The sequence below is a fragment of the Streptomyces sp. NPDC090442 genome (genome assembly GCF_044769405.1).
Classification (GTDB): domain Bacteria; phylum Actinomycetota; class Actinomycetes; order Streptomycetales; family Streptomycetaceae; genus Streptomyces.
In genome coordinates, this window is the sequence record NZ_JBIVXW010000054.1 from 1 (window position 1) to 16186 (window position 16186).

Annotated in this window: 7 protein-coding genes; 3 read left to right on the forward strand and 4 right to left on the reverse strand. The window is 75.3% G+C overall.

The genetic code is table 11. The annotated features are described in order from the left end of the window. The coding region (locus tag ACIQU6_RS30910; protein WP_403485010.1) for an integrase core domain-containing protein at nt 1-187 on the forward strand (187 nt) is incomplete at its 5' end. On the opposite strand, the gene ACIQU6_RS30915 is transcribed toward ACIQU6_RS30910, so the two are convergent. From ACIQU6_RS30915 to ACIQU6_RS30930, 4 genes are read right to left on the reverse strand one after another with little or no spacing between them, the layout of a single operon-like run. After that, nucleotides 184-1500: an MFS transporter gene (locus tag ACIQU6_RS30915; RefSeq protein ID WP_403485011.1), complete on the reverse strand. Its 1317-nt coding sequence runs from the start codon at nt 1498-1500 to the stop codon at nt 184-186. The genes ACIQU6_RS30910 and ACIQU6_RS30915 overlap by 4 nt on opposite strands. After that, a complete protein-coding gene (locus tag ACIQU6_RS30920) occupies nt 1497-2234 on the reverse strand; it encodes a thioesterase II family protein (protein ID WP_403485012.1) in 738 nt (245 codons plus the stop codon). Before ACIQU6_RS30920 ends, ACIQU6_RS30915 begins: the two co-directional genes overlap by 4 nt. Further along, nucleotides 2231-7609, reverse strand: coding sequence for an SDR family NAD(P)-dependent oxidoreductase (locus tag ACIQU6_RS30925; RefSeq protein ID WP_403485013.1), 5379 nt, complete (start codon nt 7607-7609; stop codon nt 2231-2233). Before ACIQU6_RS30925 ends, ACIQU6_RS30920 begins: the two co-directional genes overlap by 4 nt. After that, nucleotides 7606-12621: an amino acid adenylation domain-containing protein gene (locus ACIQU6_RS30930; protein ID WP_403485014.1), complete on the reverse strand. Its 5016-nt coding sequence runs from the start codon at nt 12619-12621 to the stop codon at nt 7606-7608. The genes ACIQU6_RS30925 and ACIQU6_RS30930 overlap by 4 nt, the downstream gene beginning before the upstream one ends. Before the next feature lie 814 nt (nt 12622-13435). Here ACIQU6_RS30930 and ACIQU6_RS30935 point away from each other — a divergent pair. Both ACIQU6_RS30935 and ACIQU6_RS30940 read left to right on the forward strand, forming a co-directional pair. Next, complete coding sequence (locus ACIQU6_RS30935; RefSeq protein WP_403485015.1) at nt 13436-14980, forward strand: AMP-binding protein; 1545 nt, start codon at nt 13436-13438, stop codon at nt 14978-14980. Next, nucleotides 14977-16182: a thiolase family protein gene (locus tag ACIQU6_RS30940; RefSeq protein WP_403485016.1), complete on the forward strand. Its 1206-nt coding sequence runs from the start codon at nt 14977-14979 to the stop codon at nt 16180-16182. Before ACIQU6_RS30935 ends, ACIQU6_RS30940 begins: the two co-directional genes overlap by 4 nt. Nucleotides 16183-16186 lie beyond the last annotated feature (4 nt).

The window sequence follows — 16186 nt, forward strand, 5'->3', positions numbered from 1 at the left end:
GGTTGAGCGGTTCAACCGCACCCTCCTGGACGAATGGGCCTACGCGCAGCCCTACCGGACCGAGGCCGAAAGACGCGCCGCCTACCCCGCCTGGCCGCACACCTACAATCACCACCGCGGACACACCGCGCTCAAGGGACAACCACCCACCAGCCGCGTCCCCAACCTCACAGGGCAATACACCTAGGGACCGCGGGGTGGTGTCGACTGTTGGGGCGCGGGGCGGTTTGTGCGGCCGGCGGTGGAGTTGAGGGGGGAGGCCAGGGCGCCGAGGCCGACGAGCAGGCGCAGGCCGCCCGCGAGCGCGATGATCAAGTACATGTTGTGCCAGTGCTGTTCCAGCACGCCGCCCAGCACCGAGGCGACCGGGATCGTCAGAAAGGCGACCATCCGGGTCGTGGCCACGACTCGGCCCAGGAGTTCGGGCGGTACGGTGCGCTGGCGCAGTACGAACCAGCTCACCATGTTGACGATGCCGACTCCGTAGACCAGGGCCCACAGCACCGCGATGCCGGTCACGTCGCGTACCGCGGCCAGGACGACGATGCCGGCACCGGCCAGCACCGTGCCGGCGATGACGACACGGCCGGGGGCGAACCGGCGGCCGATCCAGGGGCAGAGCGCGGCCCCGAGTACCGCGCCCGCGCCCTGTGCCGCCAGGACCGCGCCGATGCCCGCGGGGGTCACACCGTGGTAGTCCCTGAGGTAGTAGACGAGGTTGGCCTGCACCATCCAGGTACCGAGGTTGGCGAAGGCGAAGAGGACGGCGCCGCTCAGCAGGGCGCGGTTGTCGCGGCAGATGTGGGCCAGGGTGTCGCCGATCTCGCCGAGGAAGGTGCCGCGCGGCGGCGGGTCCGCGGCGGGCCGGGCCTCGGGCGGTGGTGCGGGAGGTGTGGGTGTTGGCCCTGAGCGGCGTCCGAGGGCCAGGATGGCCAGGGCCGACACGGCGAAGGTGGCGGCGTCGGTCCAGATGGCGCCCTGGTAGCCGAGGGCGGCGATGAGGACGCCGGCCGCGGCCGGGCCGGCCAGGCTCATCACGTTGTCGCCCATCTGCAGCCAGGCGTTGGCCCGTTCCAGGTCGGTGTCGCGCACCAGGCTCGGCACCAGGACCTGGAACGCGGGGTAGTACAGCGGCTCGACGCAGGCCAGCAGGAACGCCAGGACGTAGACCACGAGGACCGGCGCGGCGCCCGAGGTGACCACGAATGCCAGGAGCCCGGCCAGGGCCGTCGCCGCCAGGTCTCCGGCGACCAGGATGCGGCGGCGGTCGAAGCGGTCGGCCAACACCCCGCCGGGCAGCGACAGCAGGAGCAGCGGAGCGTACTCCAACGCGTAGACCACGGCCGTGTTCAGGGCCGAACCGGTCAGCTCCAGGACCATCAGCGGCAGGGTGAGCCGGTAGGTCCAGTTGCCGAGTCCGGAGACGACGAAGGCGAACAGCAGCATTCCGTACCGGGCGCCGAGCCCCCGGACGGCGGGGGCTCGGGCGGTCGCGGTCACCCCGCCACCTCGCGGACCAGGTCGAGGACGGCCGTGCGCCACGGGCGCAGGTAGAAGTGGTCGCCGGGGAACATGCGGACCGCGAACGGGCCCGTCACCTGCGGGCGCCACGCCTCCAGTTGTGCGAGCGGGATCGGGTCGTCGGTGCCGCCGAGCACGGTCGCGGCCACCGGGAGCGGGTCCGCCGCGGTGGCCCGGTAGGTCTCCAACACCTCGTAGTCGGCGCGGAAGTAGGGGAGCACCAGTTGGCGCAGCTCGGGGTGGTCGCGCAACTGCGCGGGTACGCCGCCGTGTCGTTCGGCCACGACGTCGAGGAAATCCGCCTCGGGCAGGTCGTGGAGGCTGCCCTCGTAGGCCACGAGGCCGGGTGCGGGGCGGGCGGAGAGGAGCAGGTGGCCGGGGCCGGGCAGGCCCGCTGTGCGCAGCGCGCGGGCCGCCTCGAAGGCGACCAGGGCGCCGAAGCTGTGCCCGAAGAACACGGTCGGCAGGTCCGTGCGGAGGTGTCCGGTGAGCTCCGCGACCAGCGGGCCCATCCGGGTGTGCGGACGCTCCCGGGCGCGGGCGCCGCGGCCGGGCAGCTGCACCGCGCAGACGTCCACGCTGTCCGGGAGATAGCGGTGCCAACTGCTGAACTCCGCCGCGGTGCCGCCCGCGTGGTGGAAGCAGTACAGGCGGGTGCGGGCGCCGGGGCGCGGGGCGCCGCGGACCACCGCGGTCTCGTGGCCGGCGGTCACCGGCTCTCCCCCGCCCGTCGGCGCAGTTCGCCGGCGAGTGCCTCAAGGGTGGGAAACGCGAACAGCTCGCCGATGCCCATCTCGACGCCGAGCCGGTCCCGGACCTCGGCGATCAGGCCGACGGCGCTGAGCGAGTCCCCGCCGAGGGCGAAGAAGTCGTCGGCGGGTCCGATGGCGGTACGGCCGAGCGCGGTCTGCCAGATCTCCGTCAGGACCGCGGTGGCGTCCGGGGCAGCGCCGCGGTCCGGTGCCGGCAGCGGGTCCGGGGGCGCGGGAGCGGGGTGGGAGGCGGCGGTCGGTTCGGGGTCCGGGGGCGGGGTGTGAAGGGGCTCCGGTGTTGTGGTGGGGAGGGGTTCGGGCGGCACCGGTTTGCCGTCGCGGTAGGGGCGGACCGTGACCTGCCGGCCGGGGCGGGCCGCCAGGATGTCGAAGAGCAGCGCCACGCCCTCGGCGGGCGGGATGCCGTCCGCCGACGGCAGGCCAGCCGCCGGGGTGCCGCCGCCGTCGGGTTCCACCACGGACCCGTCGTCGGCCTCGACTTCGGTGGCCGCCGACGCGAACGGGCGGTCCGCCACCGCGCGCATCGTGAAACCGCGGACCGTGACGGCCGGCGTCCCGTCGGGGTGTACCAGGTCGAGGTCGGCGACGAGGACCCCGCTGCCGCCGCGCCGGTGCCGCACATGGGCGGCGAACGCGCCGGGCAGGTCGTCGTAGACCGTGATCTCCTCGTACAGCAGCGGCAGATGGTGGCCGTCGGTGCGGCGCCGGGTGAGGGCGGTGGCGCTGTCCAGCAGGGCCGGGTGCAGTGCGTGGTCGTCGAGTTCGGCGTGGAAGCGCGGTTCGAGGCGGAGCCTGGCGAGCTGTTCGTCCGCGGAGCGGTGCACCTCCGCCACGGTGTGCCAGTGCGGGCCGAGTTCGGCCAGGCCGGCGGGGTCGTCGTCCTCGGCGGGTCCGGTCAGGCGCGCGGCCACCGCGGCCAGGTCCACCCGGGGCGGGGCCGCGTCGGCGGGCCGCTCCACCCGACCGGTGGAGTGCACGGTGGAGCCGCTGGCGAGCGTGAACTCCCAATGGCCGTCCCGGGGTTGGAACAGGATGCGAATGCGGCGGGTGCCGTCGACGAGCAGCGGACGGTGGAAGACCGCGTCGCGCAGCCGCACCGGCGCACCGGACGGCTCCGGGAGCAGTTCCCGGGCGGCTCGGACCACCAGGTCCAGGTGGGCGGTGCCGGGCAGAACGGCGCGCCCGTCGAAGCGGTGCTCGTCGAGCATCCACTCCCGTTCGGACAACTCCCGGTCGTGGACCAGGGGCTGTGGTGGGCGGCGGGTGGCGGACCAGTCGGCGAGCGGGGCGCCGCTGCCGGGGTCGACGGTGGACCGGGCGGCCATCCCGACGGCGGCCCAGCTCGGCCAGTTGACGCTGACGCAGCGCTGCCGGGAGGCGGTGGCGTGGGCGTCGAGGAAGGCGTTCGCGGCGGCGTAGTCGGCGCTGCCGACCAGCCCGGCGAGGGAGGCGCGGCTGGAGAAGTGGGCGAGGAAGTCGAGCGGTGGGCGGTCGGCGAAGACCTGTTCCAGCACGAGGGTGCCCAGGGTCTTCGGCCGCAGTACCGCCCGCAGTTGCTCGACGGTGCGGAAGGCGATCAGGCCGCCGCCGGGCAGCCCCGCGGTGTGCAGTACGCCGTGGAGGCGACCGACGGTGCGTTCGACGCGGTCGGCGAGGTCGCGCACGGACGCCTCGTCGGTGATGTCGGTGCGCTCGGCGAGCGCCCGCGCGCCCAGCCGGGTCAACTCGGCGAGGTGCGGCTCGGTGGCGGGGGTGGGTCCGCGGCGGCCGGTGAGGACGAGCGTCGGGGCGAGGCCGGTGGCGGCGAGCCCGCGGGCGGCGGCCAGGCCCAGGCCGCCGTATCCGCCGGTGATGAGGTAGGTGCCGCCGGGGCGGAGCGGTGGCTCGGTGGCGGGTCGGTGCGGGATCGGCACCTCGACGGGCGTCCAGCGGCGGTCGCCGCGCAGCGCGACGACCGGCGGCCCGGCGGGTTCCTGGAGCTGGTGGGTGATCAGGTCGTCGTCGGTGCCGGGTGCGATGTCCAGCAACAGGCAGACGACGCCCGGCAGTTCCAGCGGCACGGTGCGGGCGAGTCCGGCCAGGGCCGCCTTGGCCGGGTGGAGAGGTTCGCCACCTGAGACGTCCACGGCCTGCTCGGTGAGCAGCAGGAAGCGGGGCGGGCGGCGGGCGCCGCGGGCAACGGCCTGGACCAGTTCAAAGGCGCTCTCGACGCCCGCGGCGAGTTGGTCGGTGACGTTCCCGACGGTGGCCTCGGGCCATCTGCCGGCGGCGCGGGCGTGGACGTAGCGGGCCGGTTCGTCGCCGTCCGCGCGGAGGTTGTGCAGGACGTCGGCGAGGGTTTCGGGGTGGGCGGGGACGACGCGGTGGCCGGCGCGGCCGAGGAGTTGGGTGACGCGGCGGGCGGCGGCGGGGTCGTCGGGGAGCAGGGTGAGGGCGGTGCTGCCGCGGTGCCGGGGTGGACGGGCGGTGGCGGGCAGTTCGCGCCAGCGGACCAGGGACAGCGGGGAGGGGCTGGGTGCGGCGGCGTCTCCGGGGGTGGTGCGGGTGCCGTCTCCGGGTGCGGTGTGCTCCCCGCCCTCCGGCCGCGGTGGTTCGGCGGGCCGCTCCATCGCGGGTGGCGTCGCATCGGTGTCGGTGGCGGCGGGTTCCGGGGTGGGCGGCGGGCTGATCCAGTGCCGGGTGCGCTGGTAGGGGTAGGTGGGGAGGGCGGTGCGGCGCAGCGGGCGGGGCGGGCCGACCGCTTCCCAGCGCAGGTCGTGGCCCTCGGTCCACAGCGTGCCCGCGGCGGACAGGGCGGCGCTCGGGTCGTCGGCGTCGGTGCCGAGGCCCGGCACGGCGAGGGTGCCGCCGCCGTGGCCGCGGACGAGCGTGGTGAGGGCGCGACCGGGGCCGGCCTCCAGCGTGGTGCGCGGCCGGGCGTGCAGGAGGTGGGCCAGGGCCGGGCCGAAGAGCACCGGGGCGGTCAACTGCCCGGCCCAGAAGGCGGGGTCGGTGGCCTGTGCGTCGGTGAGCGGCTCGCCGGTGGCGGCCGAGACGACGGGGACGGCGGGCGGGGCCAGCGGTACACCGTCGAACGCCGCCAGGAACTGCTCGGCGGCGCGCGCCATGGCCGGGGAGTGGAAGGCGTGCGAGGTGGTGAGCCGCCGGGCCCGCCCGCCCGCGCCCCGCACCCGGGCGGCCGCGGCCTCGATCGCCTCCGCCGGGCCGGCCAGCACGCTCTGGCGCGGGCCGTTGACGGCGGCCAGGGCGAGGCCGTCACCGAGCAGGGCCCGCGCCTCGTCCTCGGGCAGGGCGACCGCGAGCATGGCGCCGGGCGGCATGGCCTGCATGGCCTGGGCGCGGGCGGTGATCAGGCGCAGGCCGTCCTCCGGCTCGGCGACGCCGGCGACCAGCGCGGCGGTCAACTCCCCGACGCTGTGGCCGAGGAGGGCGGTGGGGGCGATGCCCCAGGCCCGCCACATGGCGGCCAGGGACAGACCGACGGAGGCCAGCAGCGGCTGGGCGTACTCGGTGCGGTGGAGCAGTTCGGCGGCGTGCGAGCCGCGCCAGGCCGGCTCCAGGTCCACGCCGAGGGCGCCGACGGTGTCCAGGCAGCGGCGCATGGTCTCGGTGAACACCGGGTCGCTGCCCAGGAGTCCGGCGGCCATGCCCGGCCGCTGGGAGCCCTGGCCCGGGAAGAGCAGGGCCACCGGCCGGGCGGCGGCGCCGTCGGTCGGGCGGAGCACGTCGCGGCCTTCGGGGTCCGAGAGCAGGTCCACCGCGGCGCGGGCGGTCTCGGCGACGGCGGCCCGGCGCAGCCGGTGCACGGTCCGGCCCTGCCGCAGGGTCGCCGCGGTGTCCGCGAAGCCGTCCGCGCCGCGCCAGGTGAGGTGTCGGGCGAGCCGGGCCCGCACCTCGGGTTCGGCGGCCTCGGTGCGCGCCGACCAGACGAGCAGTTCGGGGCCGTCGGTGGCGGGGCCGGGCGGGGCGGGCGGCGCCTGCTCCAGCACGACGTGGGCGTTGGTGCCGCCCACGCCGAAGGAGCTGACGGCCGCGGTCCGGGGCCGGTGTCCGGCGGCGGGCCAGGCATCGCGCCGGCCGACGACGCGGAAGGGAGTGGTGTCCAGCTTCAACCGGGGGTTGGGCTCGGTGAAGTGGACGGTCGGCACCAACTCGCCGTGCTCCAGGCAGAGGACGGTCTTGATGAGCCCGGCGATCCCGGAGGCGGGGCCGAGGTGGCCGATGGCGGACTTGACGGAGCCGAGCGCGATGCCGGTCGGAGCGTCGGCGCCCGCACCGGTCAGGAAGCGGTACGCGGCGGTGAGCGCCTCGATCTCGATGGCGTCGCCGATGTCGGTGCCGGTGCCGTGTGCCTCGATGTAGTCGATGTCGCCGGGGGCGAGGTCCGCGACGGTCATCGCCTCTGCGATGGCCCGCAGTTGGCCGTCCACACCCGGTGCCGAGAAGCTGACGCGGTCGGCGCCGTCGTTGGCGACCGCGGAGCCACGGATCACCGCCCGGACGGGGTCGCCGTCGGCCAACGCGTCGGTGAGCAACCGCAGGACGACGGCGCCACCGCCGTTGCCGAAGACGGTGCCGTTGGCCCGGACGTCGAACGGGCGGCAGAACCCGTCCCGGGAGTAGATGCTGCCGGGCGCCCAGCGATAGCCGTGCCCGTAGGGCAGTTCGATCTCCGCGCCGCCCGCCAGGGCCGTCTCGCACTCGCCCGCCCGCAGTGCCTGGCAGGCCAGGTGGACGGCGACGAGGGAGGTGGAACAGGCGGTGGCCACGGAGAGGGCGGGGCCGGTCAGGCCCAGGCGGTAGGCGACGGTCGCGGCGACGTAGTCGTTGTTGTTGTGCAGGTCCAGGGCGAGCGCGCCGGCCCGGGCGGCGGTCTCCTTGTCGGCGCGCAGGTTGAACTCCGCATAGCGGTTGGCGGCGGCGCCCGCGTAGACGCCGACGGTGCCGGGCACCGCGAACGGGTCGTGGCCGGCGTCCTCCAGGGCGGAGTGGGCCAGTTCGAGGAAGAGGCGCTGCTGCGGGTCCCGCAGGGCGGCCTCGCGCGGGGTCATCCCGAAGAACTCGGCGTCGAACCGGTCGGCGTCGGAGAGCAGCGGGACGCGGCGGACGTAGTGCGGGTCGGTCAGGTGGTGAGCGGGGACGCCGGCGGCGCGCAGGGCGTCGTCGGTGAGGGTGGTGAAGCAGTCGGTGCCCTTGGAGAGGTTGTGCCAGAACCGTTCGAGGTTGTCGGCGCCGGGGAACCGGCCGGCCATACCGGTGATCGCGACCGGCTCGGTGGTGTGCTCCGACGTGGGCTGCTGCGGTGACGAGTTCATCGCTGGCTGGTCTCTTTCCGGTCGGCCAGACGGCGGCGGAGGGCGCGCCGGGCGGCGGCACCCGCGTGCGGTGTGGGGCGGGCGTCCGGTGTGGGACCGCCGAGTGCCGGCGCCCGCTCGCCGCCCAAGTGGCGGGCGAGCAGGCGGGCGTTGGGGAACCGGAAGAGGTCGACGACCTCGGCGGTCAGGCCGTCTGCGCGCAGCCGCTCGTGCAGGCGCAGCAGGGCGAGAGAGGTGAGGCCGGCCTCGAAGAAGTTGGTGGTCGCGCCGGGAGGCGCGGCCGGGGTGTCGCCGGCGGCGGTGAGCTGGTCGCGCAGGGCGGCGAGGACGGTGTCCTCGATGTCCAACGCGGCCTGACCCGCGGGACCTTGGGAGGTGCTCGCCCCGGCGGCGAGCGCGGCGGCCGCCCGCTGGTCGGGTTTGCCGTTGGCGTCCAGCGGCAGTGCGCCGACGAGCACGATCCGGTCGGGTACCGCCCATGCGGGCAGCACCGTGGCCAGTTCGTGCCGCAGTTCCCCGGCGAGTACCGGCCGCGCGCCGGGTGCGGCGACGACGGCGGTGAGGCCGGCACCGGCAGCCACCACGACACAGCCGGTCACGGCCGGGTGGGCGAGCAACGCGACCTCGATCTCGGCCGGTTCCAGCCGGTGGCCGCCGACCGACAGCTGCCGGTCCCGGCGACCGGCGAATTCGAGCTGCCCGTCCGGGGTGTAGCGGCCGAGGTCGCCGGTGCGGTAGGTGGTGACGCCCGGTTCGCCGTGCGGGTCGGGGCCGAACGGGGTGGCCTCTGCGGCGGGGTGGGTGCGCACCGCGAGGCCGCGACCGCGCACCACGATCTCGCCGAGCTGGCCGACACCGGCGCCCGGGAGGAGGAGTTCCCGCCATGGACTGCTGGCGGCCAGTGGTGCGCCGGTGCGGTCGCGGCGGCGCCGCACCGGGTCGCCCGCGGGGTCGCGCCAGCGCAGCCAGGTGCTCAACTGGGGCGTCTCGGTGGCGCCGTAGCCGTGGTGGATCTCGGCGGCCGGGGCGGCGCGGCGCAGTTCGCGGGCGACCGGGTCGGTCAGCGCCGCGCCGGAGAGCACGATGTGCCGCAGGTGGTCCAGTCGCCGTCCGGCCGCGCGCACCGCGGAGGCCAGCAGCCGGGCCCGGCCGGGGGTGGCGTGCAGCAGGGTCAGGCGCTGCTCGGCGAACAGGGCGGCGAGCGCGGCGGGTTCGGTGGTGTCGGGGAGGTAGAGGGTGCCGCCGGTGGTGAGCGGGACGAGGAGGTCGCGTAGGACGGGATCGTGCCCGGGGGCGGAGAGCAGGGCGACGCGGTCCTGGGGGCCGGCGTCGAACGCCTCGCGGTAGTGGTGCAGGGCCTCGGGGAGTGCGTCGCGGGGGACGAAGACCACGCTGGGCTCTCCCGTGGTGCCCGAGGTGCACAGGGCGTGGCCGCAGTCGAGGGACCGCGGGCCGGTGGTGGGGCGGGGCAGGTCGGGCCCGGCGAGGACGGGGACGGGCCAGTCGGCGCCGCCGGGGGTGAGCACGGCTTCGACACCGGCACCGGCCACGGCGGCCCGTAGCCGCTGTGCCGGCAGGGCGGCGTCCACGAGCGTGACGGCGCATCCGGCGTGCCAGGCGGCGAGGAGTTCGACGACGGTGGCGGGCGTGCGGTCGCCGGGGAGCAGCACCATGCGGCCGCTCCAGCCGGCGGCGCGCAGGGCGTCCGCCCGCTCCTCGACCGCCTGCCGGAGCCGGCGGTAGGTCACCTCTCCGGTGGGGTGGTGCAGCGCGATCCGGTCGGGGTGTGCCTCGGCCGCCGCGGTGAACGAGGCGCAGACGGTGGGCGGTTGGGGCCGGGGCGCGAGGGCCGCGGGGGGCCGCCGGGCGCCGAGCGGCCAGCGGGCGGGCGCCCGGCCGAGGCCGTCGGGGACCTCGTGCAGGAGCCGGACGAGCTGGTCGAGGAGGTGGCCGGCGGTCTCCTCGTCGAAGACGTCGCGGGCGTACACCAGGCGCAGCCGGTAGCCGCCGGCCGGGCCGCGGTGCAGGTAGAGGCCGAGGTCGAACAGCGCGCCGGTGGTGTCCGGTTCGACCTCCTGGGCCACCGCCCCGGCGAAGGAGGGGGCGGGCGCGGCGTGGGTGAGGTCGTTGAACCACACCTGGTAGAGCGGGTTGCGGCTGAGCGTGCGGGGCAGTCCGAGGGCGTGCACGATCCGCTCGAAGTCCGCCCCGGCGTGGGCGTGGGCGTCGAGCAGCGCGCCAGACACCCGGCGGACCAGGGTGGCGAGGCGGTCGGCGCCGGCGACGTCGATCCGCACCGGCAGGGTGTCGACGAGGAAGCCGAGGACGTCGTCGTCGGGCCCGCCGTCGCGGCTCGACCAGGGGACGCCGACGACGACCTCGTCCTGGCCGCTCCAGGAGGTGAGCACGGTGGCGAACGCGGCGAGCACGACCGGTACCGGTGTGACGTCGAGTTCCCGGGCCACCGCGGACAGGCGGTCGGCGACCGTCCCGGCCAGGGTGGCGCAGGCGGCGGCGCCGGTGAAGGTGGGGACCGCGGGACGACGGGCCTGGAAGGGCAGGCCGTGGGCGCGGGGCGCGTCGCGCAGCCGGTCGGTCCAGTAGGCGAGGTCCGCTTCCTCGGCGGCGTCGTCCGCATGCGTGGCCCGGTGCGCGAGCAGGTCGCCGAACTGGGGCGGTGCGGTGCTCGGGAGGCGCCCGTCGTAGGCCGCGGCGAGGTCGGTGAGGAAGAGGTCCATGGAGCGCTGGTCGGCAACGGCGTGGTGCAGTACGGCTACCAACAGCCCGTCCGGCCCGGGGCCCGCGGTGTACCGGACGCGCAGCAGCGGCGCCGCGTCGACGGGCAGCGGCTCGGCCGCGGCGTCGGCCGCCAGGGCCCGACAGCGCTGCTCGGTGAGCGGCTCGTGGACGGTGGTGACGGAGAGCGGCGGTTCGACGTGTGCGGCGATGTCCTGGTACGGGCCGCTCCCGTCCCGCACCAGGCGGGTGCGCAGTGCCTCGTGCCGGGCGACGACCGCGGCCAGTGCGGTGCGCAGCCGGCCGGTGTCCAGTCCGCCCGCGACGCGCACGGCGGCCACGACGTTGTAGGCGCTGAGCCGTGGGTGGAGCTGTTCCATCAACCACAGTCGGCGCTGGCCGGCCGAGACCGAGGCGCGGGCCGGGTCGGGGCGCCGGGGCGGCGGGCCGGACGTGGGCCCGGGAGCGATGGTGTTGGTGAGGCGCCGGCGCAGCGCGGCCAACGTGAGGCGTCCGTGCAGCAGTTCGGCGAGGGTCAGGCGCAGACCGTAGCGGCGCAGCAGTTCGCCGCGCAGGCGGGCCGCCGCCAGGCTGTGGCCGCCGAGGGAGAGGAAGTCGCGGTCCTCGTCGGCGGATTCGAGGCCGAGCGCCTCGACCCACATCCGGGCTGCCGGGTCGTCGACGGGGGTGCCGCCGTCGCCCGGGGGCGCGCCGAGTTCCGCGGCGCGGCGCCGCAGCGCCGCCCGGTCCTGCTTGCCGCTGCCGGTCAGCGGCAGGGCGTCGAGGGTGACGAAGTGGCCGGGGACGTAGGCAGCGGGCAACCGGGCGGCCACATGGGCGCGGTAGTCGTCCTGCGGCCGCGGCTCGGCGGCGGGCCGGAGGAACGCCACCAGCCCGGGGGCGCGCCCGCCGGTCGCGACGACCGCGCACTCGGCCACACCGGGGTGCGCGCGCAGCACCGCCTCGACCTCGCCCGGCTCCACCCGCACGCCCCGGATCTTGACCTGCTCGTCGCTGCGGCCGTGGTAGTGGATCTGCCCGTCGGCGACACTGACCAGGTCTCCGGTGCGGTAGACCCGCTCCACACCGCTGCCGGCGGGCGCCGGGACGAACGCCCGCTCGGTCAGGTCGGGTTGGCCTAGGTAGCCGAGGGCGAGGGGCGCGCCGCCGATGCACAGTTCACCGGTGGCGCCGTCGGCGACCGGCCGGCCCCGGTCGTCCAGGACGAGCAGCACGCAGTTGTCGACGGCCCGGCCGATGGGGACGGTGTCGACATCGGCCGGGGCAACTGGGCTGTCCCAGTAGGTGACTTCGATGGATGCCTCGGTGGGGCCGTAGAGGTTGTGCAGCCGGGCCGGGAGGGTGGCCAGGCAGCTGCGGGCCAGGGCGGGTGGCAGCGCCTCGCCGCTGCAGAAGACGTGCCGCAGGCCGGTGCAGTCGGCGGCGCCCGGCCAGCGCAGGAACTCGTCCAGCATGGCGGGCACGAAGTGGCAGACGGTGATGCGGTGTTCGATGACCGCCTTGACGAGGGCGCCGGGGTCGGCGTGTTCGCCGGGGTCGAGCAGGACCAGGCGGGCACCGGCGATCAGCGGCCAGAAGATCTCCCAGCCGGAGACGTCGAAGGTGTACGGGGTCTTCTGCAGGACCCGGTCCGCGGGTGTCAGTCCGTAGTGGCGCTGGCCCCACAGCAGCCGGTTGGTGAGCCCGCCGCTGGGCACGAGGACGCCCTTGGGGGTGCCGGTGGAGCCGGAGGTGAAGAACACGTTGACGAGCTGGTCCGGGGCGACCGGGCGCAGCGGCGCCACGGGGTGGGCCGGGTCGGTGTCGGCGGCGAGCGGGACGACGTCCAGCAGCTCGGGGGCGTCCGGGCCCCGCCAGGCGGCCAGCGGGCCGGTGGTGCCGAGAACGACGGCGGGCCGGGCGGCGCCGAGGATCAGGGCGAGCCGTTCGGCGGACTCGTCGGTCGCCAGCGGCAGGTAGGCCAGGCCCGCCTTCAGGATGCCCAGCAGCGCGGCGACCAGGTGGGGGCCGCGGTGGGCCAGGACGCCGACCGGCCGGTCGGCGGGCAGGTCGCGATCGCACAGCGCGGCGGCGATCCGGTCCGAGATCCGCTCCAGTTCCCGGTAGGTCCAGGTGCCACCGGCGCCGGTGAGCGCGACGGCCCCGGGGGCGCGTTCGGCGGCGGCCCGGACCAGCCCGGGAATGCCGTGCGGGGCTGAGTGGTCGGCGACGGATCCCCGTAAGGCGTCGCCGAGTTGGTCGTCGGGACGGTGCATGGCGAATCTCCCCCGTATTCCTGGCACCGCGGCGGCGCGGCGCGGACCGTGCCTGGTGGCGCCCTGACGGCCTGCCGACTCCGCGGGAAGGATTCCGGGCGACGGATTTCCGGCTGACGGTACTTTCTCGTCGGACGGCGACCATCGCCGTGGAACGCTTCGGATAGAGCGAGGTGCGCGGGAAAGCGGCGATCACGCTGCGGCAATGCTGTCGCATCGGCCCGGCGGGTGACCGTTGCTCGGAATCGTTCCGGAATACCGCGAACGGCCGCTAAAGATCGCCGAATTCGCCGACCCGGGACATTCCCCCCGTGGCGCCGATGCTAGTCAGCCCGGCCCGGAAATACATCCCGGCGTGACCCAGGTCACGCCGGAGGATTCCCGCCCCGCGGGACCCACCATCGCCGCCGCAGCCGTACGCGGCCCACGCGTCGCGGCCGGCCACCACCCAGCGCGCAATTCACCGCATAGTCACGGGAATTGGCCGGAATCTCACGCTCCGACTCCGCAACCCGTCCAAACCGACGGCGATTTCCGGACACGGCCCGCTCGATTCATGTCCAGAACCCGGCTCCATGGCGGCCCACCTGCTGATACGTTGCCGCCACGACCTTGCTTATGCGGCCGCCACAGAAAACACCGCAGGTGGAAACAGCATGACCGGAAAGGCCACAACCGGAATCACCACCGAAAACGCGACGCCGAAAAGAACGGGCGGCAGCCGCACGTCGTACCGCGGGCGAGGCACCGCCACCGCCCGCACGGGCGACCACCCGACCACCCGACCACCGGCCGAGCGAGGGCAATGACGCCTATGACGATCGCCAGCGGATTCCTCTCCCACGCCACCACCGCACCGGACCGGGTAGCACTCACCCTGGGCGACGGCGACGGCTCACGCCCATACAGCTACCGGACGCTGCGGCGCGGCGTACTCACCGTGGCGCGGGCGCTGCGCGCCGAGTTCGGTCCGGCACCCGGCCCCGAGGTGCGGCTCGCCGTCCTGCTCGGCAACCGCAGGGAGTTCCTGGAGATCTTCCTCGGAGCCGCCGTCGCCGGAATCCCGGTGATGGTGCTCGACCCGGCGTGGAGCGACCCCGAACTGGCCGCCGTCCTGGCGGACACACCCCCGGCCCGCCTGTTCCGGGACACCCCCGCCACCGCGGCCGAGGAGTGCCTACCCCCCGGTGCGGTCGTGGACCTGACCGGCCCGGACTTCGCGGCCTGGCTGCGACGGCACGACAGCCACCAACTCCGCGCAACCGTAAACGACTTCGGCGAGGTTCCGGACTCCGCACCGTTCTACGTGGGGTTCACCTCCGGGAGCACCGGCCGCCCCAAGGGCGCCGTGCGCTCGCACCGATCCTGGATCCGGACGTTCCAGCACTACACCGACGGCTTCGGCATCGGGCCGCCCGACGCGGTCCTGCTTCCCGGGTCACTGGCGCACTCCCACTTCCTGTGCGGGGCGGTGCACGCCCTGCACGTCGGGGCGACCGCGTGCCTGCTGCCGTCCTTCGACCCGGCGACCGTCCTCGACCACATCGAGCGGTACCAGGCATGCCACCTGTTCCTGGTACCGACGATGTTCGAGGCACTGCTGGAACACGCCCGTCACCACCCGGGCCGCACCTTCCCCCAGGTCCGCTCGCTGCTGTCGGTGGGCGCGAAGTGGTCACCGGCCCGCCGCGCACGGGCGGTCGACCTCTTCCCCCGCGCCGACGCCGTGGAGTTCTACGGGGCCACCGAACTCAGCCTGGTCTCCGTACTGCACGGCGACGACGGCGGCCCGTGGGAGTCGCTGGGCCGGCCGGTACCCGGCGTCGAGGTGTCGGTGCGCTCCCCCGCCGGGGAGGAACGCGGGGTCAACGAGGCCGGCCAGTTGTACGTGCGCAGCGACATGCTGTTCGACGGCTACCTGTCGACCGAGCACACCCAGGCGCCGGACGCCGACGGCTGGTTCACGGTCGGCGACATCGGCCGGCTCGACGAGCGGGGCTACCTCCACCTCGTCGGGCGGGAGAAGGGCATGCTGATCAGCGGCGGCCTCAACGTGCACCCCGAGGAGGTGGCGGCGGCGCTGCTGCGACTGCCGGAGGTCGCCGAGGTCGCGGTCGTCGGCCTACCGGACGAGCGGTGGGGCGACCTGGTGTGCGCCGTGGTGCGCTGGCAGGAGGGCGCACGGCTGGGCCGGGCGGAGCTCCGGGACCGGGCGGCGCACCACGTCTCGCGGCAGAAGTGCCCCCGGCGACTGTTCGAGACCGACCAACTGCCGTACACACCAAGCGGGAAGATCGACCACAGACAGGTGCGCGCCCTCCTCCTGGACGGGCGGCAGGACATACGGGAGGTTCTGTGAACGCGAACGGGCAACGGCCCGTCGTAGTGGCGGCACGACGCACCCCGATCGGCCGGATCGGCGGCACGTTCGCCACCACGCCGATTCACGAACTGCTGCGACCGGTCCTCACCGGCGTGCTGGACGACCTCGGGCTGACCGGGGCCGAGGTCGACGACGTGATCGTGGGCAACGCCGGCGGCTCCGGCGGCAATCCCGCCCGATACGCCGCGCTCTTCGCCGGCCTCGGCATCGACACCCCGGCGATGACCGTCGACCGGCAGTGCGCCAGCGGCCTGGAGGCGGTCAACCTGGCGGCGGGGCTGGTCGCGGCCGGCCGGGCGGACGTGGTGCTGGCCGGCGGCGCGGAGAGCTCCAGCACGGCTCCGTGGCGGGTGGAGCGCCCATCGGTCCCCCACGGCACGCCGCGCTTCTACGCCCGGCCGCACTTCGTACCGCAGGAGTTCGGCGACCCGGACATGGGCGTGGCCGGGGAGAACGTCGCCCGGCTGGGCCGGATCGACCGGGAGCGGCAGGACCGCTACGCCCTGGAGAGCCACCGTAAGGCGCTGGCGGCGGCGCAATCAGGCCGGTACACCGCGGAGTTGGCGCCCGTGGAGGTGCGGGTCGGCCGGGCGGGCAGCGTGACGGTCACCGCCGACGAGTGCCCCCGCCCGGACACCACACTGGACAGACTCGCCCGGCTCAAGCCGGTGTTCGCCGAGGACGGCACGGTCACCGCGGGCAACGCCTGCCCGGTGAACGACGGTGCCGCCATGGTCGCGGTGGTCTCGGAGCGCAAGTTCCGCGAACTGGGCCTGGCCAAGGGCCTGCGGGTGGTGGACGCCGCGGTGACCGGCGTGGACCCGGAGATCCTGGGCTGGGGCCCGGTCCCGGCGGTACGCCGGCTGCTCAAGCGCAACCCCGGGATCACACTGGACGACATCGCGCTGGTGGAGTTCACCGAGGCGTTCGCCGGGCAGGTCCTGGCGTGCCTGGACGAACTGGGCATCCCCGAGGAGCGGGTGAACCGCGGCGGCGGGGCGATCGCGCTGGGGCACCCCTGGGGCGCCTCCGGCGCGGTCCTGGTGACCCGGCTGTTCTCCGACATGTTCGGCACCCGCGACCCGGTCGCCGCCGGGGCGCGGTACGGGCTGGCCACACTGGGCGCGGCCGGCGGCCTGGGCGTCGCGACGCTCTTCGAGCGCCACGACGGTGGGTGAGCGG

Excerpts from the sequence above, each read along its gene's own strand:
- ACIQU6_RS30925 (WP_403485013.1), bottom strand. The coding sequence starts at position 7,609 with ATGAACTCGTCACCGCAGCAGCCCACGTCGGAGCACACCACCGAGCCG.
- ACIQU6_RS30930 (WP_403485014.1), bottom strand. The coding sequence starts at position 12,621 with ATGCACCGTCCCGACGACCAACTCGGCGACGCCTTACGGGGATCCGTC.
- ACIQU6_RS30935 (WP_403485015.1), top strand. The coding sequence starts at position 13,436 with ATGACGATCGCCAGCGGATTCCTCTCCCACGCCACCACCGCACCGGAC.